Raw genomic sequence first — 24,437 nt, 5'->3', positions numbered from 1 at the left:
CTCAAGCGTACGGCGCGAGGTGCTGCAGCCACACATGCCCGGGCTCGGTGGCGTTCAGCGCTCCCGCGAGCCAGTCCCGCTGGCCGGCCGAGAGCAGCGGCAAGGTGACCTCGAGGTCACGCTCGTCCTTCGGGCGGGCCAGCCTCGCCTTGAAATGCAGGGTGATCTCCGGGTTGAGATAGCGGAGCCCGTCATCCGCGACCCAGGTGGCGCCCTCCAGCGGCACCACGTGCTCGGGCCACCGCTTGCTCGCCCACAACCCCTCCCGGTCTGGCGTGATCGGCACGTCCACCACCCAGGGGGACGCGGCATCCCGACGCAGCCAGATCTGGCACTCGTCGTGGAAGACGTCAGGGAACCTGTCACTCAGCGGCCGGAAGGTCCCGCCGTCGTTGCTCCAGGGGGTCCATTCGTGGCCCAGGTGCGCGCGGAACGCGGCCACGTCGCAGGCGAGGATCGAGACGTCCACGTCCTCGTGCTCGCGCGGGACGCCGGTGAACGCCTCGATCGACCAGCCCCCGACCAGCCACCACGGCCGGTCGAACCCGGACATCAACTCGGCCACGCCGGCTGGGTCGAGCGGCTGCCAGGCGCCGTACCAGCGGTAGAAGTCAGCATCGTCCGGGTCCTCGGGGAGTCTCCAGACCTCGCTCACTGGCCGATCATGGCATCAGCATCATGGGATCAGCGCAGGGCGACGGTGGCAACCACCGCTCGGTGGTCGGTCCCGGGCAGATCCACGGTCGACGACTCCGTCACGGCAACGGCCGGGCCGACGAGCACGTGGTCGATCCGGATGAGCGCGGGTGGGTGGATCCCCGGCGCCGGCGTGATGCCGTTGCTCGGCCAGGTCGGGCTCCAACCGGCGTTGACGAGCTCGAGGGTGTCCCGGTAGCCGGCGTCGCGCCAGGCGCGCATCGTGACGTGGTCCGAGGTGGCGTTGAAGTCGCCCAGGACCAGGTCGGCGCCCGACTCCTCCGCCGCGGCGAGCAGGGTGGCGTGCTCGGCGAGCCAGGTCGGGGCGCCCGTGGGCGGGACCGGCGCCCTGGGGTGCACGGCGAGCAGCGTCAGCGCGTCGTCGCCCTCCCCCACCGTGACCTGCCAGGACTGGAAGATGGTCGACAGCCGGGTGGGCTCGCCGAGCGGCTCGCGGGAGAACACCATGGTCCCGTCGACAGCGCCGTTGGGTTCCCCGATCCGGTGGGGCAGCAGCTCGTCGATGCCCGCTTCCTCCAGCTGGGCCAGGGTCGCGAAGGTGATCTCGTTGACCACGAGGAGCCCGACGTCGCGGGCCTCGGCCGCCCGGAGGGCCCCGGCGGCGTCCGCCTCGCCTTCGTAGAAGTTCGTGGTCATCACCACCAGGGGGGCGGCTCCGTCGGCCGGGGCCGGGTTGTCGCCCACGAACTGGGGCGCCAGCCACCACAGGTGCAGCCCGAGGCCGGCCACGAGCACCGCCAGCACCGGCGCCACGACCCGCCGGGGCCCGGCCCGGCCGGCGACCAGCGCGATGCCGACGAGCAGCACGTCGGCGGCGTACCACGGTGTGGCGAGCGGCGTGAAGGACATCATCCGCACGGCCGGGCCCGCCTCCGCGTCCACCAGCCGGTTGAGGGTGAGCGGGACCGCCGGAAGCGCGAGACCCGCCACGACAAGCCAGAAGAACAGGCGCTTCACAGAAGCACCAGCGCGTCGCGGTGGACGACCTCCCGCTCGCCTCTGCGACCCAGCAGCCTGGGCAGCTCGGCGGAGTCGAAGTTGACCAGCCCCCGGGCCACCGCCACCCCGTCCGGGCCGGCGATGTCGACCGGGTCGCCGGCGCCGAAGGTGCCGTGCAGCCCGGTGACCCCGGCGGCGAGGAGCGAGGCGCGCCGTTGGGTGACGGCGCGGACCGCCCCGTCGTCGAGGAGCAGCGTGCCCTGCGGCTCGGTCGCGTGAGCGAGCCACAGCAACCGGGTCGGGCGGCGCTTGCCGGTCGGGTGGAACAGCGTGCCCACCGGCTCGCCCGCCAGCGCCGCACCCGCGTGCTCGGCGGCGGTCAGGACAGCCGGGATGCCCGCGCCGGTGGCGATCCGGGCGGCCTCCAGCTTGGTCGCCATGCCACCGGTGCCGACCCCTGCTGCGCCGGCCCTGCCGACGCGCACGTGGGCGAGGTCCTCGGGGCTGCGGACGTCGGTGACGAGCGCGCTGCCCTCGGCGTCCGGCGCCCCGTCGTAGAGGCCGTCGACGTCGGAGAGCAGGACCAGCAGGTCGGCGTGCACGAGGTGCGCGACCAGCGCCGCCAGCCGGTCGTTGTCGCCGAACCGGATCTCGGTCGTCGCCACCGTGTCGTTCTCGTTGACGATCGGCAGCACGCCGAGCTCGAGCAGCTTGTGGAAGGTCTGGTAGGCGTTGCGGTAGTGGGACCGGCGGGTGACGTCGTCCAGGGTGAGCAGCACCTGCCCGGTGATGACGCCGTAGGGAGCGAGCTCCTCGGTGTAGCGGTGCACCAGCAGGCCCTGGCCGACCGATGCGGCCGCCTGCTGGGCCGGCAGCGCCTTGGGCCGCCGCTTCATCCGCAGCGGCGCGAGGCCCGCGGCGATCGCACCCGAGGACACCAGCACGACCTCGACGCCCCGGGCCCGCGCGCCGGCCAGCACCTCGGCCAGGACGCGCACCCGCGCCGGGTCGATTCCGCCCTCGGCCGTGGTCAACGACGACGAGCCGACCTTGACCACCACCCGCTTCGCCCGGGTGACCTCACTCCTCATCCGAGACCTCGTTGATGTCCCACTGGTCGACGCGAAGGGCGTCCGGGTCGTCCGAACCGCCGATCTCGTACGACGTCGGGCCGGCCGGCTGCGATGTCGAGGCTCGCTCCGCTCGGGCGGCCCGCTCCTCCTCGCGCACCCGGCGGGCCACGTCGGCGCGGGTCTCACCCTCCTCGCGCTCGTCCATCGCCTCGTCGATCTCGCGACGACGCCGGCGGGCCGGACGGGACTCCTCGAAGCGCTGGTCCTCCCCGCGGCGGCCGAGCATCTCCGCGCCGGCGGCGACGCTGGGCTTGAAGTCGAAGACCACGGAGTTGTCGTCGCGGCCGATCAGGACCGCGTCGCCCTCCTGGGCGCCGAGCCGCAGCAGCTCCTCCTCGACACCGAGCCGGTCGAGCCGGTCGGCGAGGAAGCCGACCGCCTCGTCGTTGCTGAAGTCGGTCTGGCGGACCCAGCGCTCCGGTTTGTCACCGCGCACCCGCCAGCCGCCGTCGTCGGTGTGCACGACGGTGAAGTCGCCGCCCCCGTCGGCGCTCGGTGGCCGCAGCACGATCCGGGTGGCCTCGACCTTGGGGGCGGCGGCCCGGGCGCCCGCGACCAGCTCGGCCATCGCGAAGGTCAGCTCGCGCAGCCCCTCACCCGAGGCGGCCGAGACGGGGAAGACCCGCAGGCCGCGCTCGCGCAGGTCGTCGATGACGATGTCGGAGAGGTCGCGCCCGTCCGGTACGTCGATCTTGTTGAGCGCGACCAGCCTGGGCCGGTCCTCGAGGCCACCGTGGTTGGCCAGCTCGCGCTCGATGACGTCGAGGTCGTCGACGGGGTTGCGACCGGGCTCCATCGTGGCGGTGTCCACGACGTGCACCAGCGCCGCGCAGCGCTCGACGTGCCGCAGGAACTCGTGGCCGAGACCGCGCCCTTCGCTGGCGCCCTCGATCAGCCCCGGCACGTCCGCGACCGTGAACGTGACGTCTCCGGCGCTCACCACGCCGAGGTTGGGCACCAGCGTGGTGAACGGGTAGTCCGCGATCTTGGGCCGGGCCCGCGAGATGGCGGCGATCAGGCTGGACTTGCCGGCGCTGGGGAAGCCCACCAGGCCGACATCGGCGACGACCTTGAGCTCGAGCAGGATCTCCCGCTCGTCTCCGGGCTCGCCCAGCAGCGCGAAGCCGGGCGCCTTGCGCTTGGACGACGCCAACGCGGCGTTGCCGAGACCGCCACGGCCGCCCTGGGCCACGACCAGCTCGGTGCCGGGTCCGACCAGGTCGGCGAGGACCTCGCCGGAGACGCGGTCGCGGACCACGGTGCCGTCCGGGACGGGCAGCACCAGGTCGTCGGCGTGCGCACCGTTGCGGTGGCCGCCGGCGCCGTGCCCGCCGTTCTCGGCCCGGCGCTTGGGGCTGTGGTGGTAGTCGATGAGCGTGGTCACGTCCGGGTCGACCCGCAGGATCACCGACCCACCGGGGCCGCCGTTGCCGCCGTCGGGGCCGCCGAGGGGCTTGAACTTCTCGCGGTGCACCGAGGCCACACCGTGCCCGCCGCGACCTGCGGCGACGTGCAGCGTCACCTGGTCGATGAAGGTCGGGATGGCCATGGGTGTTCCTGTCGGTGGTTGAGGTGCGAGGAGCGCTAGCGACGAGCCTCGAAACCAAGAAAGGCGCCCCGAGACCGGGACGCCCTTGCTTGAGTCAGAGGTACGACGTCAGGCGTCGTCACCCGGGACGATGTTGACGACCCGGCGGCCACGACGCGTGCCGAACTCGACGGCACCGCCGACGAGCGCGAACAGGGTGTCGTCACCGCCGCGGCCGACGCCGCTGCCGGGGTGGAAGTGGGTGCCGCGCTGGCGGACGATGATCTCGCCGGCGTTGACGACCTGGCCGCCGTAGCGCTTGACGCCCAGGCGCTGGGAGTTGGAGTCGCGGCCGTTCTTGGTGGACGCGGCGCCCTTCTTGTGTGCCATGACGAAATCCTTCTGCGCGGTGTCGACGGGGAGTCTGAGCGGGGCTCAGGCGGAGATCTTGGTGACCTTGACCTGGGTGTACTTCTGGCGGTGACCCTGGCGCTTCTTGTAGCCGGTCTTGTTCTTGAACTTCTGGATCACGATCTTGGGGCCCTTGGTGGCGCCGAGGACCTCGACCGTGACGGAGGCCTTGCCGAGCAACTTGACGTCGCTGGTCACGTCCTCGCCGTCGACCAGCAGCACGACCGGGAGGTCGACCGTCTTGCCGACCTCGGTCGAGATCGTGTCGATCTCGATGACGTCGCCCACGGCAACCTTCTGCTGCTTGGCGCCTGCGCGCACGATCGCGTACACCGCGGTCTCCTTGGTCGATGCGGAAAGATGATGAAACGAAGTCGGGGGCGCTGAGCGCACCAAGGGTCAATCCTACGGATCGGCCCTCTCAGGTGCAAAAGCGCAAGGCTGTCCTCAGCGCTTGCGGCCCTTGCGCTTGACCGGCACGTGTGCGGCGGACGGCTCGGCCTCAGCGGTGCCGGGCTCGACGAGCCCGTCCTCCGGGGGCACGCCGAGCGCCGCGTCGATCACCGCGGCCTCGGCACTGGCCGGGACGTCAGCCGGCACGGTCGCGTTGCCCGCCAGCCGGGTGCCGCCACGTCGGCGGGTCCGGGTGACCACCTTCGGCGGTGCCGGTGGGGCCGGTGGGGTGTCGGGCTCGGGCTCCGGCTCCGGCTCCGGCTCCGGCTCCGGCTCGGGCTCCGGCTCCGGCTCTGGCTCGGCGGGTGCCTCGGCTGCGGGGGTGTCGACAGGCTCGGGCTCCGGCTCGGCGGGTGCCTCGGCCGCGGGGGTCTCGACAGGCTCGACCACCAGGGGTTCGGTCCCAGCGTCGGCCGCGGGGGTCTCGACGGGCTCCACGGGCTCCACGGGCTCCACGGGCTCCACAACCGGAGTCTCGGTGTCGGTGTCCTGAGCATGCTCGCGGGCCATCGCGGCCACGTCCTTGGGGGACGGCACGGCGGGTGTGGTGCCGTTGCCGCTGGTGGCGCCGTTGTCGCCGCCCTCGACCTGACCCCGACCGCGACCTCGGCCGCGGCGGCCGCCGGCACCTCCGCCGCCACCTCCGCCACCTCCGCCGCCACGGCGGGAGTCGTCGTCGGACTTCCTGGACTCGACCGGCATGTCGTGCAGCACCAGACCGCGGCCCTGGCAGTGCTCACAGGTCTCGCTGAAGGCCTCGAGCAGGCCGGTGCCGATCCGCTTGCGGGTCATCTGGACCAGGCCGAGCGAGGTGACCTCGGCGACCTGGTGACGGGTCCGGTCCCGGCCCAGGCACTCCACCATCCGGCGGAGCACCAGGTCGCGGTTGGACTCGAGCACCATGTCGATGAAGTCGACGACGATGATGCCGCCGATGTCGCGCAGCCGGAGCTGGCGGACGACCTCCTCGGCGGCCTCGAGGTTGTTCTTGGTGACGGTCTCCTCGAGGTTGCCGCCCGACCCGGTGAACTTCCCGGTGTTGACGTCGACGACGGTCATCGCCTCGGTCCGGTCGATGACCAGCGAGCCGCCCGAGGGCAGCCAGACCTTGCGGTCCAGGCCCTTGGCGATCTGCTCGTCGACGCGGTAGGCCGAGAACAGGTCGACGCCGTCGTGCTCCTGGACGTCGTAGCGCTCCAGGCGCGCCTCGAGGTCGGGTGCGACGTGGGCGACGTAGTTCTGCACGGTCTCCCAGGCGTCGGGCCCTTGGATCACGAGCTTGGTGAAGTCCTCGGTGAAGAGGTCCCGCACGACCTTGAGGGTCAGGTCGGGCTCGCCGTAGAGCAGCTGCGGGGCGTTGCCCTTGGTCTTGGCCTCGATGTCCTCCCAGCGGGCCTTGAGCCGCTCGACGTCGCGGGTCAGCTCCTCCTCGCTGGCGCCCTCGGCGGCGGTGCGCACGATCACGCCCGCGGTGTCGGGGACGATCTCCTTGAGCAGGGTCTTGAGCCGGTTGCGCTCGGTGTCGGGCAGCTTGCGGGAGATGCCGCTGGTGGTGCCGTCCGGCACGTAGACCAGGAAGCGGCCCGCGAGGGAGATCTGGCTGGTGAGCCGGGCGCCCTTGTGGCCCATCGGGTCCTTGGTGACCTGGACGAGCACGGACTGGCCCGAGGACAGCACGGACTCGACCTTGCGGGGCTGGCCCTCCTTGTGGCCGAGCGCCGACCAGTTGACCTCGCCGGCGTAGAGCACCGCGTTGCGGCCCCGACCGATGTCGATGAACGCCGCCTCCATGGAGGGCAGGACGTTCTGGACCCGGCCGAGGTAGACGTTGCCGATCAGCGAGGTCTGCGACTCTCGGGCGACGTAGTGCTCGACGAGCACCTTGTCCTCGAGCACCCCGATCTGGGTCAGGTCGTCGCGCTGGCGGATGACCATGACCCGGTCGACGGACTCGCGGCGAGCCAGGAACTCGGCCTCGCTGACGATCGGCGCCCGGCGGCGGCCGGCCTCACGGCCCTCGCGGCGGCGCTGCTTCTTGGCCTCGAGCCGGGTCGACCCGGCCAGCGAGGTGATCTGGTCCTCGGCGGCCCGGGGCTTGCGCTCCCGCGTACGCCGGCGCCGCGAGCCGGGCTCGCTGGCCTCGCTGTCGCCGGAGTCGGAGTCCGCGCTGTCGCTGCTCTCCTCGGCGTCGTCGCCGCCCTGGTCGGCACCGCCCCCGCCGTCGCCGGGCTTGCGACGGCGCCGGCCACCGCGACGTCGCCGGCGGCGCGCCCCGCCCTCTCCGGGCTCGCCACCGTCGGCCTGCTCGTCGTCGGCCTCCACTGCCGGCGCCTCGGCTGCTGGGTCGGTCGCCGCAGCCTTCTTCCTGGCGGGCGCCCTCTTCGCGGCCTTCTTGGCCGGCTTCGACTCCGCGTCAACGGGCTCGACGGGCTCGCCGGGCTCGCTGGGCTCGCTGGGCTCGGTCGCGGCGGCCTTCTTGGCCGCGCTCTTCCTCGCCGGTCTCGTCGTGACCGTCGTGGGCGCCTTGAACAGCGGAAGGGTGCCCGTCGCGTCGCCCGCATCGCTGGCCGCCTCGGCGGCGGCCTTCTTCGCGGCCTTCTTCGCCGGCGCCTTCTTCGCGGCCTTCTTGGCGGGCGCCTCCTCGACACCGAGGTCGGGGACGGCTTCGTCGGCCGCGGCCGTGTTCGCTGCGGCCTTCTTCCCCGGCGCCTTCTTGGCGGCGGCCTTCTTCGCCGCGGCCTTCTTCGCCGGCGCCTTCTTGGCGGCAGCCTTCTTGGCGGGCTTCTCTGCGGGGGCCTCGGAGGCCGCAGTGGCCTCGACCGGGTTGTCGTCGGTCATGTGTGGGTGCTCCTCGGCCAGGACGCTCAGGGCGACCTGGCAGGTAGTACGCCGCGGGCCTGGGCCGCACCTCGCGGTGCGACGCCCGGAACCGGGCGACAAAGCTTGTCGTGGCGGCGACACCCTGCGCGGTGTGCGTAGCCAGAGCCTTCGTCGTGACCTACCGCGGTCGCCGGCCCATGTGGCTGGTCGCTGTCACCGACCTGCCGGGCCGCGTCGCGGGCTGGCAACGACTCGGGTTCCCACTGCGAGAACGTCGTCGGGTCGTCGATCTGGGGATCGTCGACCGTGGCGAGTATCGCACACCACACCCCGGCGCACCGGTTCCTCGTCACGTCCGCGCAGGTCAGAGGGCGTGTAGCGGGTCGCCGATCGCACCGGTCTCGGCGTCGAGCCGGCCCTGGGCGAGCCGGGTCAGGAGCGGTACGCCGCCGCGCTCGCGGCCCGAGACCGCGGCCATGCCGGCGAGCACGTCGTCGGGGCGCACCGCCGGGACCGTGTGCCGCAGCACGAGCTCCAGCGAAACCGTCGGGGGCTCGGCCCCCACGACGACCAGCGAGTGCACGGCGGCCCGGGCGTCGAGGTCGCGCAGCCCCTTCTTGGTCATCCGCTGCACCCGGACCTCCGGGGCGGCCAGGAACGTCACCACGTCCGCCTCGACGTCCTCGCGGGCCCCCGGTACCTCCAGGCGCCACCTGCTGGCCTCGAGCAGGTCGGCGAGGCTGCCACCGGGTGACTCGACGACCTCGACGATGTCGAGCCCGTCGGGCAGCGCCTCGGCGAGGGCGGCGTGGACCGTCGCCGGATCCACGACCTCGGCCAGCGCGAGCTCGAGATACTCCGCCTCGCTCGCCGACCCGGTCGGCGCGGCCCCGGCGTAGGAGATCCGCGGGTGCGGGTTGAAGCCGGACGAGTACGCCATCGGCACCCGGGCCCGGAACACCGCCCGCTCGAAGGCGCGGCTGAAGTCCCGGTGGCTGGTGAACCGCAGCCGCCCGCGCTTGGCGTAGCGGACCCGCAGCCGCTGGACCGGCGGCAGCTGCTGCTCCGGCTGCTGCCTAGCCATGGACCCACTCAACGGCTTTCATCGCGACCGAAGGGTAGACGGTGCCCACCCGGGTGCCGTCGAGCCAGGCGGTCAGCCGCTCCGCCTCGACGGCCAGCGCCGCCCGCGCGGCCCGCGGCAGCTTCTCCATCAGCCGCACCTCGACCACCCCGGCCTCGTCCTGCACCCAGCAGCCCACGATGCGGCCGTCCCACCAGGCCGTCGTGCCGGCGTTGCCGTTGCTGTCGAACAGGTGCGGGGTGTGGTCACCGAGGTAGAAGGCGCGCTCCTTCCAGCCCATCACCGTCGGGTCGAGCACCGGGAGCAGCGCCGCCCACGGCTCGACGTCGGGGACCGTGCCGTCCAGCGCCTCGTCGTCGGGCAGCACCCAGCCGGTGCCACCCCCGTCCAGACTCACCTCGACAGCCTCGAGATCGGCCAGCGCCCGGCGTACGGCGGTCTTGGTCGCGCCCAGCCACCAGACGAGGTCGGTCTCGGTCCCCGGTCCGAACGTCGCCAGCCACCGGCGGACCAGCTCGGCATAGCCCTCGTGCGCCTCGAGAGGACGGGGCACGTCGCCGAGCCAGCGGCCCATCGCCGTCCAGCGCGGCCGGGAGAGGCGCCAGTCCAGTGTGTTGACGCCCCTCACGAGGTCCGCGGTCAGGCCGAGGTGGGTCAGCACGCGACTGTGGTTCCAGACCGCCCCGGCGGTGACGTCGAACTTCACCGCCACCTCAGGCAGCCGCTCCTTGATCTCGAGGGCCGTCAGCCCGTCCTCGCTGGCCGTGACCGCGGCGAGGATCGCCCCGCGACTCGCGTCCAGCCACGCCTCGCCGTCCTTCGCCACTCCGGCCTTCTCGACGTCCTTGGCCATCCGGGCCCGCTCGGAGGCTGCGACCCGGGCCGAGGCGCTCCCCCACGCCGCCGGAAGCAGGTCGCGCGGGAAGACGAACAGCGTGCGCCGCATCGCCAGCTGCTTGACCAGCGACCGGTCGTCGTAGAGCGCCCGGTCGACGTCGGCGACGCTCAGCCCGTCCACGCGGGCGGCGAGCGAGAGGTAGACCGTCGCCGGCTCGGTGGAGTGCAACACCGTCATCGCCTCGGTCGCCGCGACCGGGTCCGCAGCCCGCGACCAGGGCGCCACCGCGTGCCGCTCGGCCAGCCGGGCCCGACGCTCGTCGTCGTCGATGTGCCGCACGGTCGTCATGGTGGCAGCATCGAGACAGTGGATCGACGACCAGGGGTGCTCGCCCCCGTCCTCGTCGGACTGGTCCTCCTCTCCCTCAACCTGCGGCCCGCCGCCGTCAGCGTCGGGCCGGTGCTCACCGAGGTCCGCGAGGCGCTGGGGATGTCGGCGGCCGCCGCCGGTCTCCTCACCTCCCTGCCGGTGATCGCCTTCGCCGGGTTCGGCGCGCTGGCGCCGGCCGCCGCCCGGCGGATCGGCCCGCATCGGGTCGCCCTGGTGGCCCTGGTCGCGGTCGCGACCGGGCTGCTCGGCCGGGCCGTCGTCGACCACCAGGCGGCGTTCCTCGCGCTCTCGCTTGTGGCCCTCGGCGGGATGGCGATGGCCAACGTGCTGATCCCCTCGCTGGTCAGGCGCCACTACCCCCACCACGTCGGCGCGGTCACCGCGGCCTACACGACCGCACTCGCCATCGGCCTGACCTCCGCGCTGGTGCTCACGGTGCCGATCGCGCAGGCCTTCGGGTCCTGGCGCGCCGGGCTCGCGGCCTGGGCCGTGCTCGCCGTCGTCGCAGTGCTGCCCTGGGTCAGGCTGGCCAGCCATGACACGCCCGACCCGGAGGCGGTCCCCAGCCCCAACCGCGCCGTCCGGTTCCGCGACGTCGCCCGCACCCGGCTCGGGCTGGCGATGGCGGCGTTCTTCGGCCTGCAGTCGCTGCAGGCGTACGCCGTGTTCGGCTGGTTCGCGACCCTGTGGCGCGACGCGGGCTTCAGCGCGGCGCAGGCCGGTGGACTGGTCGGGATCGTGGCCGCGACCTCCATCCCGCTCTCGGCCTGGGCTCCGCGGGTGGTGGCCCGGCCGGGCAACCAGCGGGCGGTGCTCTTCGGCGTGATGCTGCTCTACCCCATCGCCTACGCCGGCCTGATCGTCGCGCCGCACTCCCTCGCGATCCTCTGGGCGGTCACCATCGGTGCGGCCATGACCACGTTCCCGATGGTGCTCACCCTGATCGGGTTGCGCTCGGCCACCCCCGAGGGCACCGCGGCGCTGTCGAGCTTCACCCAGTCGACCGGCTACCTGCTCGCCGCGATCGGCCCGTTCGGCGTCGGCATCCTGCACGAGGCGACCGGCGGCTGGACGGCCCCTGTGGTCGCCCTGGCCGTCCTGGTCGTGCCCATGCTGGCGCTCGGCGCCTACGTGTCGCGACCCGCCGCGGTCGAGGACCAGCTCAGCCATCGCTAGCAGCCACTAGGCTCACGCGCGTGACCGACGAGCAGACCCCCGGCGACCAGCCCCAGGACCCGGCCCAGCCCACGTCCTCCGGACAGCCGCCCACCGACCCGCCCCCGCCGCCGGTCAACCCCTACGAGCAGCAGCCCACGCCGCCGCCGTACGGCGAGCCGCAGTCGCCGCAGCAGCCCGCGTACGGGCAGTCCGCGCCGCAGCCCCAGTACGGCCAGCCGCAGCCCGCGTACGGCCAGCCGGCGATGGCCGCCGGGAGCTACCCGGGTGCGCCGGTCGAGGCCGAGCCGTCCAAGGCGATGGCGATCACCGCCCTGGTCCTGTCACTCCTGTGCTGCTTCCCGATCGGGCTCATCCTCGCGATCGTGGTCCTGGTGCGCAGCCGTGACGGCCGCAACCACGGCAAGGGCCTGGCCATCGGAGCGGTCGTCGCCTCGCTCGTCTCGGTCGTGGCCCTCTCCGCCGGCGTCTACGGCCTCACCCAGGTCGACTGGGACGACCTGCTCCCTGTCGAGCAGCTCAAGGCCGGCGAGTGCCTCAACGCGAGCAACCTCACCGACGACTCCGAGGACTTCGTCGAGGACATCGAGGAGGTGTCGTGCGACAGCCCGCACGACGCGGAGGTGCTGGTCACCAAGAAGCTGACCCAGGACGACGCGAAGAACTACGACCCGGCGTCCAGCACCCTGTGCACCGACCTGATCACCGAGGGCGGGTTGGCCGACAAGGTCTCCGGCGCGGACATGGGCTACTTCGGCCTGACGACCGACGCGAAGCCCAACGCCGGCGACAAGCTCGTGTGCATCGCCTACAAGCTCGACGGCTCCAAGCTGGACGCGCCGCTGTAGTCGGCCGCACCTGCAGCCGCACCGCCGCCGGCCAGCGAGCGGTGAGTCAGACACAGAACCGCGGCATCGAACCGTGCCTGACACACCGCCCAGCCAGGCCGCCGCGCGGCAGCGGTGAGCCAGACACACAACCGCCGGACCAAACCGTGCCCAGCTCACCGCCCAGCCGTGCTGCGGAGCCGATGTAGTCGATCAGCCAGCGTTCGACGGCACGATGCCGGTTCGCCCCTGCCAGGCGCCGTGCTCCGACAGCGGCCGGAAACGGTATGTCGCGAACTCGTGGTGGAAGTCGCGGCGCTCCCGTTCGGCCATCGCGGCAGTGTGCCGCTGTGGCTCAGGGACCGCTGAGTGCCCGTGCACCATCTGTTCCATCTCGCGCACCGTCCGCCAGATGGAGAACGTCGAGATCGTCCGCGGCGGCCGGAGGGCCGCGATCGCGAGGGTGGTGCCCGGATGGTCACGGACGAGCCGTTCGACCGGCCTCCCCCACTGCAGGAACCGACGCAGCTCGCTCAGGCGCATCCGCGCGACCGTGACGGCGACGACCGGTTCGTCCTGATCCCACGTGCCTGCGCGCGCGGGCAGACCGGGCAGGGCGGCCAGGGTCGACCACCGGCGCAGGAACTCCAGGCGCACGTGCCAACCTCCGGCCAGGTGGCGGCCGAGCGGGTCGTCAGCCAGGAACTGCTCGACGGCGCCCTCGTCGCGCCACTGCGCGAAGACGGCCAGCCGGCGCAGCTGCAACCGGTCCCGGGAGACGACGGGAGCACCGAGCCGCATCATCGCCAGGCACTCGGCGTGATCGAGCCCCGGCGCGGTGGCGGACGACGGCGGGCGGACCAGCGCCCGGGCGCCGACCGACGGTGGAAGCTCGGCGAGATGGAAGGTGTGGACGGTCATGCCGCACGCTCCAGCCGGTAGTGGAGGCGCACGGCCCAGGCGTTCCAGATCCGCAGCTCGTGGTCGGTGCGCAGGACACCGTGCCGGTCCACGTAGACGCGGAAGGTCTCGTGCACCGGTGCGCGGGCGGCGTAGTCGCGACCGTCGCGCACCACGACGTACGCGCCGTCCTGACCGAAACTGCCCGCCGGGGACTCGAGGACGAGGCCTCCGTCGGCAGTGACGGACGGACGCAGGAACACCTGGACGTTGCCCGACTCGAGCGGGAAGGCGACATGGACGCTCGGGCGGTCCGCTCCCGGCAGCCTGCGCGCCGAGTAGCTGCCGCTGAACACGTGCCGACCGCTACCGCGCAGGGTGCGCAGCCACGCTGCCGCGACCTGGGCGCCCTGACCGTCGCGGATCAGCGTGATCCGGCTGTCCATGCCGTGGGCCACGTCCAAGGGCCGCATCGGGAGGGCGAGCTGCTCGACCCGCCGGCTCCAGAGCCGCGCCACCAGCTCGCCGGCGGGCCAGAAGACCGGCGACCAGCCGGTCCACACCTCCATCCGCCACGCCGACGTGTGCTCGTAGAAGTCGCGGATCTCCGGGCGCAGCCGCCCCGCGTCGAAACCGGGACCGTCCAGCAGCGACATGGACGGCAGCAGACCGGCGCCCGGATCGTCCGAGTCCAAGGTGCCGCTGTGCCGCGTCGCCTCCGCCTCCAGCCACTCGTCGGTGACCTTCGGCGAGCGGCTCATCGGTGCCTGGAGCCAACGCTCAGAGCCGTCGAGGTCGACTCTCCGACCGGTGACCCTCCAGAACTTCCGGGACCCGAGGTCCAGCACGTGAGGCACGGCCGTGCAGTCTGGCATGGACTCGCAACGTCATCCGGTTCGCGGGTCTGGGCCGCAGACCGGCTGGCGCTAGGAGCGCTCGCGCCTCAGACGACGGCCAGCGGGAGCCGTTGCCGGGCCGGTCGGTGCGATCTGGCCCAGCGACGGCTCAGGCATGATCCCTCCCATGCTGGTGGGCTTGATCGGCGATCTCGAAGGCGAGGAGAGCGCAGCCGTCGAGTGTCTACGCGCCCTTGGCGAGCGTGGTGACGTACGAGTCGCGTACCAGCTCGGAGACCTCCGATTCGGCATGGGGCCGGAGCCCGACACCTACTTGGCCGCGATCGAGGAGACCTGCGCCGCGTACGACATCGACCTGTACTGCATCACCGGCAACCACGAGAACTGGGCTCTCCTGGACTCCCTCTGGGCCGACCCGCGCTGGCAGGCCGCCGACGGCACTCTCCTCCCGCTGTCGTTGAGCCAGCGCGTCACCATGCTTCCCCGCGGGCACCGGTGGGAGCTGGACGGCCGGACCTTCCTTGCCCTCGGAAGCGCGCCGTCGATCAACAGACACCTGCTCACCGAGGGGGTCGACTGGTGGCCGTCCGAGGTGCTGCTGGACGAGCACGTGGACGCGGCGGTCGCGGGTGGCCATGCCGAGGTGATGTTGACGCACGACAGCCCCAGCTCGCCGTACTGCGTTCCGCAGGTCGACGAGATCCTCCGCAACAACGTGCGTGACAACCCGATGGGTTGGCCGGCCCCGTCTCTCGCCTACGCCGATGACGGGCTCGCGAGGATCACGCGTGCCGTGCTGGGCGTCCGCCCTCTGCTGCTCGCCCATGGCCACTTCCACGTCGCGGGCGAGGACCGGCTCCGGCTCCCCGGCGCGGCCGCAGACACCATCATCTGGTCGCTGGCGGCTCGGCACGATCCCGGCAACGTGCGGGTGCTGGATCTGGCCACACTCAGCGATCCCCGGGCGTGACGGGCGGCGCGGCCCGGAGAACCCCGGACGCCTCCGGTCAGACCACGGCCAGCGGCAGCAGCTGCCGGCCGGTCGGCCCGATCTGCGTCTCAGTGCCGAGCTCGGGGCAGACGCCGCAGTCGTAGCAGGGCGTCCAGCGGCAGTCCTCGACCTCGACGTCGGCGCCGTCGGCGACCGCGAGGGCGTCCTCCCAGTCGGCCCACAGCCAGTCCTTGTCGAGGCCCGAGTCGAGGTGGTCCCACGGCAGGACCTCGTCGTACTCCCGCTCGCGGGTGGTGAACCACTCGAGGTCCACGCCCGTGCCGGCGAGCGCGCTCGCCGCGGAGTCGGCCCAGCGGTCGTAGGAGAAGTGCTCGCTCCAGCCGTCGAACCGGCCGCCGTCGCGCCAGACCTGCTCGATCACGGCGCCGACCCGGCGGTCGCCTCGGCTCAGCAGTCCCTCGATCGTGCCGGGCTTGCCGTCGTGGTAGCGGAAGCCGATGGCCCGCCCGTAGCGCTTGTCGTCGCGCACCAGGTCGCGCAGCTTGCGCAGCCGCTCGTCGGTGGTGTCGTGGTCGAGCTGGGCGGCCCACTGGAACGGCGTGTGCGGCTTGGGCACGAACCCGCCGATCGAGACCGTGCACCGGATGTCGTTGCGGCCGGAGACCTCGCGCCCGGTGGCGATGACCCGCTTGGCGAGGTCGGCGATGGCGAGCACGTCCTCGTCGGTCTCGGTGGGGAGGCCGCACATGAAGTAGAGCTTCACCTGGCGCCAGCCCGAGGAGTACGCCGCCGCGACGGTGCGGATCAGGTCGTCCTCGCTGACCATCTTGTTGATGACCTTGCGCATCCGCTCCGACCCGCCCTCGGGGGCGAACGTCAGCCCGGACCGGCGGCCGTTACGGGAGAACTCGTTGGCCAGGTCGATGTTGAAGGCGTCGACCCGGGTGCTGGGCAGCGACAGGCTCACGTTGGAGCCCTCGTAGCGGTCGGCCAGCCCCTTGGCGACCTCGGCGATCTCGGAGTGGTCGGCGCTGCTCAGCGACAGGAGACCGACCTCCTCGAACCCGGATTTGCGGATCCCGTTCTCGACCATCGCGCCGATGGTCTCGATCGACCGCTCCCGCACCGGCCGGGTGATCATGCCGGCCTGGCAGAACCGGCAGCCGCGGGTGCAGCCTCGAAAGATCTCGACGGAGAACCGCTCGTGGACGGTCTCGGCGAGCGGCACCAGAGGTTTGGCCGGGTAGGGCCACTGGTCGAGGTCCATGAGGGTGTGCTTGCGGACCCGGGCTGGGATGCCGGGCCGGTTGGGCACGACCGCCGCGATCTCACCGGAGTCGGCGTACGACACGTCGTAGAACTTCGGGACGTAGACCCCGCCGCTGACCGCGAGCCGGCGGAGCAGCTCGTCGCGACCACTCCCCATCGAACCGCTGGGTCGGCCCTGCGCCTTCCACTCCCGGACCACCTCGGAGATCGCGAGCACGACCTCCTCGCCGTCGCCGAGGACGGCGGCGTCGAGGAAGTCGGCGATCGGCTCGGGGTTGAACGCCGCGTGGCCACCGGCCAGCACGACCGGGTCGGCGTCGGTGCGGTCCGCCGCGTGCAGCGGGATGCCGGCCAGGTCGAGCGCGGTGAGCATGTTGGTGTAGCCGAGCTCGGTGGAGAAGCTCAGGCCGAACAGGTCGAACGCGCCGACCGGGCGGTGGCCGTCGACGGTGAACTGCGGGATCCCGTTCTCCCGCATCACCGCCTCCATGTCCGGCCACACCGAGTAGGTGCGCTCGGCGACGATCCAGTCGCGCTCGTTGAGGACCTCATAGAGGATCTGGACGCCCTGGTTGGGCAGCCCGACCTCGTAGGCGTCGGGGTACATCAGCGCCCAGCGCACGGTCTCCCCGTCGACCGCGCAGTCCCACTCCTTGAGCGTGGAGTTGAGTTCGCCGCCGACGTACTGGATGGGCTTGCCGACCGTGGGTAGCAAGGGTTCCAGGCGCGGGAACAGCGACGCAGGCGCGGGCATGGAGGAGACTCCGGGACTCGAGGGCAGGTCAGCCGACAAGCCTACGCGGATGAGAGAGCATCGCCCGCATGGACGAGCCCACTAGTCGGCCGACATCCCGGCAAGCTCGGTCAGCTTGGCCATTCCTGGGACGACGACGGACTTGTAGCGCTCCATGACTGCGACCAGCCGAGGGTCACCCTCCATCTCCGGGGGGACCCGCGACGGGTTCAGCGCGACCCCGGCCACCCACCTGCGGATGTCCGGGTCGGTCGAGAAGGCCATCGACGCCCGGCCGCCCAGCACCTGCATCCGGCACCAGTCCGTCGGCGTGTCGGAGAGCGGCGACGGCGGGCAGAGCCGGTTCTTCTCGGCGTCGTCGTCGAACGTGGCCTCCACGAAGCCGGCCAGTGCCGCCCCGAAGCAGGGGAACCCGCTGCGGATCGGCTGCAGGGTGATCGCCTCGGCCCCCCAGATCGGCACCAGTGGTGGGTACTGCAGCCCGGCGGCGGCGCAGTGCACGACCACGGCGTCGTCGGCGACGGTGACCTCGCCGGCGTCGAGCACCAGGCGACCGCGGTCCACGCTCTGGATGTGTCCGAGCCGCACGACGTTCTCGATGGTGCGCAGCAGGTCGAGCTCCCACGTCGCGAGCGTCGGGGTCTTCGCCATCGTTCCCATGACCGACCGGTCGATGCGCAGCAGCACACCGCGCTCCTCCAGCCGGAGGAACAGGTCCTCCGACGACGTCGCCTCGGTCGCCGCCTCCATCGTGTCCGCGGCCAGGCCCAGGAACACGACCGGGTCGGGCTGTACGACGGCGCGGTTGAGCATCCACGGGTCGCGCGGACGGACCCAGCAGATCGCGTCCGGGTCGACGCCGTTGCCCAGCAGCCAGATGCACGCGTCCGTCGCGGTCTTCCCCGAGCCCACGACCACGAACTGCGAGGGCGCCCCGCCGAGGTCGACGAGCTCGTGGACGGGCACCACCCGGGCGCCCTCCGAGACCCCGAACGGCGGCGGCGTCGTCGCCGGGATCTGCGGTGACAAGTAGCTGGCGTTGACGACGCGGGCCCCCGGCCGCAGCTGGTGCGCCCGCCCGGATACCCGCGACACGATCCGGCCGTCGCCGACGTACTCGCTGCTCGGATGGAAGGTCACCCGCCCGGAGGCGATGAACCGCTCCCGCAGCACCCGGTCGAAGTAGGCGCACACCTCCGGTGCCGTGGCCCGCTCGTGCAGCCCCTGCTCCGGTCCGTCCTGCTGGATCCGGCCGCCACCGAGCAGCGTCGAGGGCACACCGTAGAACGCGGAGGCCTGGTGGAGCCGGACGAACGGGTAGGCATCGAGCCAGTGCCCGCCGGCACCGTGCCGCCGGTCGACCAGGGCGACCGTGACGTCGGAGTGGTCGATGAGCGCGTCGGTGAACGCCATCCCGGCCGCGCCTGCGCCGACCACGACGTAGTCGGCATCGATCGTGTCGCCCACGGGCTCACTGTGGCGCCGCCTCGGCTGCGGGTCAACGGCAAGGACTACCGACCCACCAGCACCCGCCGCTCGGCGGCGACGGACGCGTAAGTCGACGAGGCCGTCCGCAGGTGGATGTTCTGCAGCAGCCCGACCGCCAGCAGGCCGGCGAACAGCGACGAGCCGCCGTAGGAGACGAACGGGAGCGGCACGCCGGTGACGGGCATGATGCCCAGGCACATGCCGATGTTCTGGAAGGCCTGGAATCCGAACCAGCAGGCGATGCCGGCGGCGCACACCCGGCCGAAGACGTCCTCGGCGTGCCGGGCGATGACCAGGGCACGCCAGATGACGAGGCCGAGCAGGGCGATGAGCACGCCCGCGCCGACCAGGCCTAGCTCCTCCCCCGCCACGGTGAAGACGAAGTCGGTCTGCTGCTCGGGCACGAAGCCGGCCCGGGTCTGGGAGCCGTCGAAGAGGCCCTGGCCGAGGAGGCCGCCGTTGCCGATCGCGATCCGCGCCTGCTCGACGTTGTAGCCGGCGCCGCGCGGGTCGAGCGACGGGTCGATGAACGCGAGGAAGCGGTCGACCTGGTAGGCCTTCAGCACGCCCGCCTGCACGGCGGTGACCGACCCCGCGACCGCGCCACCCACGAGGAGCAGCAGCCAGCGCCGCCGGGCGCCGGACGCGGCGAGCACGCCGAAGACGGTGGCGGAGAGCACGAGCATCGTGCCGAGGTCGGGCTGCAGGAGGATCAGCACGGCCGGCACCGCGGCGACGGCCAGCATGAGCGAGACGTCGACCGCCCCGACGTACGGACGGCGACGCCCCTCGGACCGCTCCGCGAGGACCAACGCCATGCCCACGACCACGGCGAGCTTGGCGAGCTCGGACGGCTGGACCGACAGCCCGCCCAACCGGAGCCACGACTGCGAGCCGTTGACCGTCGAGCCCATGGTCAGCACCAGGACCAGGCCGCCGACCGAGGCGAGGTAGACCAGCGGCGCGACGATCCGCACCCAGCGGTGGTCGGTGACCGTGACCAGGGCCAGCAGGACCAGGCCGGCCACGATGTTGATCAACTGCTTGCGCAGGAACGCCGTCGAGTCGCCACCGGTGAGGTCGACGCGGTGCACGGTGGCCGACCAGACGAGCACCGACGACAGCGCCAGCAGCGCCAGGACGGCACCCAGCAGGATCCAGTCGAGGCGGGGCAGCCTGTTCACGAGCGCCCCCTCGACGACCGCGACGGCGGCAGGATCGCGCCGTCCTCGGCGAAGGTCGGGAGCCCGTCGGGCGGGACCGTCCCGGGGATCGCCGCGTCCGCGGGGCGCACGACGCCGTCCGAGACGCCGTACAACGCCTCCCAGATGGAGCGCACCGCGTCGCCCGACGTGCCGGAGCCGGTGCCGCCCTGGCTGATCATCATCACCACCACGTAGTTCTCGTCGTAGGTCGCGACCCAGGACGTCGACTGCTTGCCGTAGACCTCGGCCGAGCCGGTCTTGCCGCGGATCTGCACCCGGTCGAGCGGGAAGTCCGGGAACTTCCAGGCCAGGGTGCCGACCTTGGGTACGCCGAGCAGGGCCCGGTCCACGTAGTCCAGCGAGCGGCGGGTGACGTCGACCCGGCCCACCGGCTTGGGGGCGAACCGCTTGAGCACCGTCCCGTCCTCCGCCACCACCGCCTTGGCCACCCGCGGTGCGTAGAGCGTGCCGCCGTTGGCGATCGCGGCGTAGCCGCGGGCGAGCTGCAGCGGCGTGAGGATCGTGTCGCCCTGGCCGATCGCGAAGTTGACCGCGTCGCCGGCGCGGTAGGCGTATCCCTCGACGCAGAACTCGCGCGCGAAGCGGTGCACGAAGTCGTCGCCGGGCTCCTCGCCCAGCTCGCAGTAGTAGTCCTTCATCGACTCGTAGTAGTCACGCTTCCACCGCCGGTCCGCGATCCGGCCCGCGGCCTCCCCCGGCAGGTCCACGCCCGTCTCCTTGCCGAAGCCGAACGCCTTGGCGGCGGCGACGAGCGGGTCCTTGGCCTTCACGTCGTCGACGTCGGACCCGTAGCGCTGCCAGTAGTCGAGCCCGACCCGGTAGAAGAACGTGTTGCAGGAGACCTCGAGGGCCCGGGCGAAGGTGATGTAGCCGTGCGCCCCGGACTCGTAGTTCTTGAAGTCGCGGTTGCCGACCCGGAGGTAGGACGAGCAGTTGAGCTCCGTGTCCTCGGCGTAGCCGTTGCTCAGGGCGCCGGCGGTCATGAACGGCTTCCAGGTCGAGCCCGGTGCGAACTGACCCTGGGTGGCTCGCCCGAGCAGCGGCGTCCCGGCCTTCTTGGAGTAGAGCTCCCTGAGCTGTTTCGGGGAGATCCCGCCCACCCAGACCTCGGGGTCGTAGGTCGGCTGGCTGGCCATCGACACGATCCGGCCGGTCCCGGCCTCCATGACCACGACCGCGCCGGAGTCGGCGACGTAGTTGCGGTCGGTCACCGTGTCCTTGGTCGCGCGGGCCCGGGCGATCGCGCCGGCCAGCTGCTGTTCCACGACGCTCTGCACCTTGGCGTCGATCGAGGTGACCAAGGTGTCGCCCCCCTGCGCCTCGACACTCTGTTGCCTTCTCTGGGCGGCGTCGCCGATGACCCGGCCCATCGAGTCGACCGCGACCGAGGTGTAGCCGGGCATGCCGCGCAGCCAGGCGTCGTACTGCTTCTCGACGCCGGCGCGGCCCACCACTGAGGCGCCGTTGACCGAGCGGTCGCCGTCGGCCTCGGAGGCGTCGAGCTCGTCGCCGGTGATCGGGCTGAGGTAGCCGAGGACGTGGGCGAGGTTGATGCCGAACGGCCGCGGGTAGGCGCGCACGCTCTGCTGGTCGGCCAGCACGGCCGGGAAGTCCTCGGGCTGCTCGAGGACGCGCAGGGCCGACGGCTGGGGCACGTCGACGGCCACCGGCACCGGCTGGATCGGCGACCCGTTCCAGCAGACCTTCGGCTTGCTGCCCTCGTCGCCGCAGGTCTGGAGCTTGAGCTGGATCCGGGCGACCTTGACGCCGGTCACCTTCGCCACCCGGCGGAGCACGGCGGACTGCTCGTCCTCGGTCATCTTGGCCAGCGTGCCCCGGTCGATCGACACCACCCATGACGTGCGGTTGGCGACCAGTGGACGGCCCTGGTCGTCGACGATCAGCCCGCGCTGGGGCTGCACGACGATCTCGCGGACCGACTGCGAGGCGGCCTGGGCCGTGTATTCCTCGCCGGTGACGACCTGGAGGTACCAGAGCCGGACGAGCAGGGTCGCGAACAGCGAGAAGACCAGGGCCTGGATCACCACGAGCCGCAGCCGGCTGCGGGAGTCGGTGTTCATGATCCCCCTAGGCCAGGAGGTGGTCTGGCTCGAGCCGCTCGTCGAGCGCCAGCACGAGCGGCACGAGCAGGGTGCCGAGCAGGACGTCGGAGACGACCGCGACGAGCACGGTCTCGAGCAGAGCAGGTACGCCGACCAGCGGGTCGCGCAGCACCAGGCCGGTCAGCGCGAAGACCGAGGAAGCCACGAACGCGCAGGCGGCGACGGTGGAGAGCAGCACCGGCCAGCGCAGGGACCGGGCGGACACCTGGCCGGGCATCCGGCCCGACATCCGGCCGGCCAGGTAGCCGGCGGCCAGCAGGGCGAGGGCCCAGCGGCCGGCCACGTGGTCGGCGGGCGGGGCCAGGTCGAGCAGCAGGCCGCCGGCGAAGCCGAGGATCATCGCGGGTTCCGAGCCGTGTCGCAGCCCCACCGCGACCACAACGAGCAGGAGCACGTCGGGGACCACGCCGCGCACGGCGATGTGGGGCAGCACCGAGACCTGCAGCACCAGGGCCGTCAGCAGCAGCCAGACCGCCGCGGCCGCGCGAGGCGTCGTGATCCCGGGCGTCATCCCTGCCTCACCTCAGCGTCCCGTCCGGCTCGACCACGGCCCGGTCGCTGTCGGTCCCCGACGGGACCACGACCCCGACCAGGTCGAGGGCGCCGAAGTCGACGTAGGGGTCGATGACCGCCCGCTGGGTGGTGTCGCGGACGCTGGAGTAGACCGACTTGACGGTCCCGACCGGCACCCCGGAGACGTACGGCGCGCCGTCCTCGCTCCCCCACGTCACGACCGCGTCGCCGTGCGCCGGCACCGTGGTCTGGTCGACGAGCTCGAGGTCGAGGCGGGCGGTGCGGCCGAAGTCGCCGAGCTCGCCGCGGCCGTGCAGGAAGCCGATCTTCATGCTGCTGCCCACCCGGCCGCCCACCGTGGAGTCCGCGTCGACGACCAGGAGCACCGTGGCGGTGGAGCTGGTGACCCGGATGACCCGGCCGACCAGGCCGGCGGCGCTGACCACGGTCAGGTCGGGCCGCAAGCCGGCGCGGGTGCCGGCGTCGATCGTGACGGTCCGGGAGAAGGTCTGCGCGGCGCCGACACCGATGACCCGGGCCGGGACCAGCGCGTAGCCGATCTGCTCGGCGGCGCTGGTGAGCCCGTCGTACTCCGCGAGGCGGTTGCGGTCGTAGTCGACTCCGGCGAGGTCGCCACGCAGCCGGGCGTTCTCGGTCTCGAGCCGGGCGACGTCCTCGGCGAGCGAGTCCTGGGTGTGCAGCCACCCCGAGACGGCGAGGAACGGTCTCAGCACCGCGTCGACCCCGGCGTCGACCGGCGCATAGGCCTCGGCGACGAGCCGGCGGGCGCCGTCGACGGGCGAGTCGTCTCCGCCCACCAGGTCCAGCGTCATCAGGATCAGGCACGCCAGGACGAGCGACACCGCGCGCGACCGACGCGGCCGCCCGGGCTCGCCCGGCTCCAGGCTCCCCCGGCGGTTGAGCCGCTCGCGCGGCATCAGGTCGGTCACGCGATCCGCCTGCGCTCGGCGACGAACACCTGCTGGAGCGCCTCGAAGTCCTCGACGCAGCGCCCGGCGCCGAGCGCGACCGAGGTGAGCGGGTCCTCGGCGACGTGCACGGGCATGCCGGTCTCGTGGCGCAGCCGCTCGTCGAGGCCGCGGAGCAGGGCACCGCCGCCGGTGAGCACGATGCCGCGATCCATGATGTCGCCGGCCAGCTCGGGCGGCGTCTGGTCCAGGGTCACCCGGACCGCGTCGATGATCGCGTGCAGGGGCTCCTCGATCGCCGACCGCACCTCACCGGAGCTGACCGAGACGGTGCGCGGCAGGCCCGAGACCAGGTCGCGGCCGCGCACGTCGGCCACGGTGTCGAGGGGACCGGGGAACGCCGAGCCGAGGGTCATCTTGACCTCCTCGGCGGTGGCCTCGCCGAGCAGCAGGGCGTGCTGCTTCTTCATCCAACCGGTGATCGCCCGGTCGAGCTCGTCGCCGGCGGTGCGCACGCTCATCGAGGTGACGATGCCGCCGAGCGAGATGACGGCGACCTCCGTCGTACCCCCGCCGACGTCGACGACCATGTTGCCGGTGGCCCGGTGCACGGGCAGCCCGGCGCCGATCGCGGCGGCCATCGGCTCCTCGATGATGTAGACCCGGCGGGCGCCGGCCTGGTAGCCGGCCTCCTTGACGGCGCGCTGCTCCACCGCGGTGATCCCGCTGGGCACGCAGATGACCATCCGGGGCTTGGCGAAGTAGCGGCGGCGGTGCACCAGGGCGATGAAGTGCCGCAACATCTGCTCGGTCGCCTCGAAGTCGGCGATCACCCCGTCCTGGAGCGGCCGGATCACCGCGATCTCTTCGGGCGTCCGCCCGACCATGCGCTTGGCGTCGTGCCCCACGGCCACCAGTTCGCCCGTGGTCTCGTTGATGGCGACGACGCTCGGCTCGTCGACCAGCACGCCACGACTGCGCACGTAGACGAGCGTGTTGGCAGTGCCGAGGTCCACGGCCATGTCCCGGCCGACCATGGTGCCGGTCTTGAGGGTCGCCATCGGTCCTGCCTTGCGCGGGGAAGGGTGCGGGGAAGTCAGGAGGAGCAGG

Annotated in this window: 21 protein-coding genes; 3 read left to right on the top strand and 18 right to left on the bottom strand. The window is 72.4% G+C overall.

Annotation, left to right across the window (positions count from 1 at the left end):
• Position 1 precedes the first annotated feature (1 nt).
• The 9 genes from ACYVC6_RS08910 to ACYVC6_RS08870 form a co-directional block, all read right to left on the bottom strand.
• Positions 2 to 655, bottom strand: coding sequence for a nucleotidyltransferase domain-containing protein (locus ACYVC6_RS08910; RefSeq protein WP_460713071.1), 654 nt, complete (start codon positions 653 to 655; stop codon positions 2 to 4).
• 29 nt (positions 656 to 684) lie between these two features.
• The gene (locus tag ACYVC6_RS08905; protein WP_460713069.1) at positions 685 to 1,674 is read right to left on the bottom strand and encodes an endonuclease/exonuclease/phosphatase family protein; all 990 of its coding nucleotides are present in this window, start codon (positions 1,672 to 1,674) and stop codon (positions 685 to 687) included.
• Positions 1,671 to 2,747 carry a glutamate 5-kinase gene (gene proB / locus ACYVC6_RS08900; protein WP_460713067.1) on the bottom strand — a complete coding sequence of 359 codons (1,077 nt, stop codon included), beginning with the start codon at positions 2,745 to 2,747 and terminating at the stop codon, positions 1,671 to 1,673. The genes ACYVC6_RS08905 and proB overlap by 4 nt, the downstream gene beginning before the upstream one ends.
• Complete coding sequence (gene obgE, locus ACYVC6_RS08895) at positions 2,737 to 4,338, bottom strand: GTPase ObgE (protein ID WP_460713065.1); 1,602 nt, start codon at positions 4,336 to 4,338, stop codon at positions 2,737 to 2,739. Before obgE ends, proB begins: the two co-directional genes overlap by 11 nt.
• Positions 4,339 to 4,446: 108 nt before the next feature.
• The gene (gene rpmA / locus ACYVC6_RS08890; RefSeq protein ID WP_292672628.1) at positions 4,447 to 4,707 is read right to left on the bottom strand and encodes a 50S ribosomal protein L27; all 261 of its coding nucleotides are present in this window, start codon (positions 4,705 to 4,707) and stop codon (positions 4,447 to 4,449) included.
• Positions 4,708 to 4,752: 45 nt separating this feature from the next.
• On the bottom strand, positions 4,753 to 5,061 hold the full coding sequence (rplU, locus tag ACYVC6_RS08885; RefSeq protein ID WP_460713063.1) for a 50S ribosomal protein L21: 309 nt from the start codon (positions 5,059 to 5,061) through the stop codon (positions 4,753 to 4,755).
• 114 nt (positions 5,062 to 5,175) lie between these two features.
• Positions 5,176 to 8,019, bottom strand: coding sequence for an Rne/Rng family ribonuclease (locus tag ACYVC6_RS08880; protein ID WP_460713061.1), 2,844 nt, complete (start codon positions 8,017 to 8,019; stop codon positions 5,176 to 5,178).
• A 346-nt stretch (positions 8,020 to 8,365) separates the two neighbouring features.
• Positions 8,366 to 9,085, bottom strand: a complete 720-nt coding sequence (locus tag ACYVC6_RS08875) for a TIGR03936 family radical SAM-associated protein (RefSeq protein ID WP_460713059.1) — start codon at positions 9,083 to 9,085, stop codon at positions 8,366 to 8,368.
• Positions 9,078 to 10,271 (bottom strand): winged helix DNA-binding domain-containing protein, encoded by a 1,194-nt coding sequence (locus ACYVC6_RS08870; RefSeq protein WP_460713057.1) that lies wholly within the window; start codon positions 10,269 to 10,271, stop codon positions 9,078 to 9,080. Before ACYVC6_RS08870 ends, ACYVC6_RS08875 begins: the two co-directional genes overlap by 8 nt.
• 18 nt (positions 10,272 to 10,289) lie before the next feature.
• On the opposite strand from ACYVC6_RS08870, the gene ACYVC6_RS08865 reads away from it, so the two are divergent.
• Positions 10,290 to 11,489 (top strand): MFS transporter, encoded by a 1,200-nt coding sequence (locus tag ACYVC6_RS08865; RefSeq protein WP_460713055.1) that lies wholly within the window; start codon positions 10,290 to 10,292, stop codon positions 11,487 to 11,489.
• Between the two features lie 20 nt (positions 11,490 to 11,509).
• Positions 11,510 to 12,337, top strand: coding sequence for a DUF4190 domain-containing protein (locus ACYVC6_RS08860; RefSeq protein ID WP_460713053.1), 828 nt, complete (start codon positions 11,510 to 11,512; stop codon positions 12,335 to 12,337).
• A gap of 192 nt (positions 12,338 to 12,529) precedes the next feature.
• On the opposite strand, the gene ACYVC6_RS08855 is transcribed toward ACYVC6_RS08860, so the two are convergent.
• Positions 12,530 to 13,237 (bottom strand): hypothetical protein, encoded by a 708-nt coding sequence (locus ACYVC6_RS08855; RefSeq protein ID WP_460713051.1) that lies wholly within the window; start codon positions 13,235 to 13,237, stop codon positions 12,530 to 12,532.
• Entirely contained in the window at positions 13,234 to 14,073 is an 840-nt protein-coding gene (locus ACYVC6_RS08850; RefSeq protein ID WP_460713049.1) for a hypothetical protein, read from the bottom strand. The genes ACYVC6_RS08855 and ACYVC6_RS08850 overlap by 4 nt, the downstream gene beginning before the upstream one ends.
• A gap of 166 nt (positions 14,074 to 14,239) precedes the next feature.
• Here ACYVC6_RS08850 and ACYVC6_RS08845 point away from each other — a divergent pair, with 166 nt between their 5' ends.
• Entirely contained in the window at positions 14,240 to 15,043 is an 804-nt protein-coding gene (locus ACYVC6_RS08845) for a metallophosphoesterase (protein ID WP_460713047.1), read from the top strand.
• A 37-nt stretch (positions 15,044 to 15,080) separates the two neighbouring features.
• On the opposite strand, the gene ACYVC6_RS08840 is transcribed toward ACYVC6_RS08845, so the two are convergent.
• The 7 genes from ACYVC6_RS08840 to ACYVC6_RS08810 form a co-directional block, all read right to left on the bottom strand.
• Positions 15,081 to 17,048: a TIGR03960 family B12-binding radical SAM protein gene (locus tag ACYVC6_RS08840; RefSeq protein ID WP_460713045.1), complete on the bottom strand. Its 1,968-nt coding sequence runs from the start codon at positions 17,046 to 17,048 to the stop codon at positions 15,081 to 15,083.
• 81 nt (positions 17,049 to 17,129) lie between these two features.
• Positions 17,130 to 18,515 (bottom strand): NAD(P)-binding protein, encoded by a 1,386-nt coding sequence (locus ACYVC6_RS08835; protein WP_460713043.1) that lies wholly within the window; start codon positions 18,513 to 18,515, stop codon positions 17,130 to 17,132.
• Positions 18,516 to 18,559: 44 nt separating this feature from the next.
• A complete protein-coding gene (gene rodA, locus ACYVC6_RS08830; RefSeq protein ID WP_460713041.1) occupies positions 18,560 to 19,720 on the bottom strand; it encodes a rod shape-determining protein RodA in 1,161 nt (386 codons plus the stop codon).
• Positions 19,717 to 21,843 (bottom strand): penicillin-binding protein 2, encoded by a 2,127-nt coding sequence (mrdA, locus tag ACYVC6_RS08825; protein ID WP_460713039.1) that lies wholly within the window; start codon positions 21,841 to 21,843, stop codon positions 19,717 to 19,719. Before mrdA ends, rodA begins: the two co-directional genes overlap by 4 nt.
• A 7-nt stretch (positions 21,844 to 21,850) precedes the next feature.
• The gene (mreD, locus tag ACYVC6_RS08820) at positions 21,851 to 22,396 is read right to left on the bottom strand and encodes a rod shape-determining protein MreD (protein ID WP_460713037.1); all 546 of its coding nucleotides are present in this window, start codon (positions 22,394 to 22,396) and stop codon (positions 21,851 to 21,853) included.
• Positions 22,397 to 22,403: 7 nt separating this feature from the next.
• The gene (gene mreC, locus ACYVC6_RS08815; RefSeq protein ID WP_460713035.1) at positions 22,404 to 23,348 is read right to left on the bottom strand and encodes a rod shape-determining protein MreC; all 945 of its coding nucleotides are present in this window, start codon (positions 23,346 to 23,348) and stop codon (positions 22,404 to 22,406) included.
• Positions 23,345 to 24,388: a rod shape-determining protein gene (locus tag ACYVC6_RS08810; protein ID WP_460713033.1), complete on the bottom strand. Its 1,044-nt coding sequence runs from the start codon at positions 24,386 to 24,388 to the stop codon at positions 23,345 to 23,347. Before ACYVC6_RS08810 ends, mreC begins: the two co-directional genes overlap by 4 nt.
• Positions 24,389 to 24,437 lie beyond the last annotated feature (49 nt).

The sequence above is a fragment of the Nocardioides dilutus genome (assembly GCF_054779555.1).
Note: the sequence above shows the minus strand (reverse complement) of the source record. Positions and strands in the feature narration are given on the sequence as shown.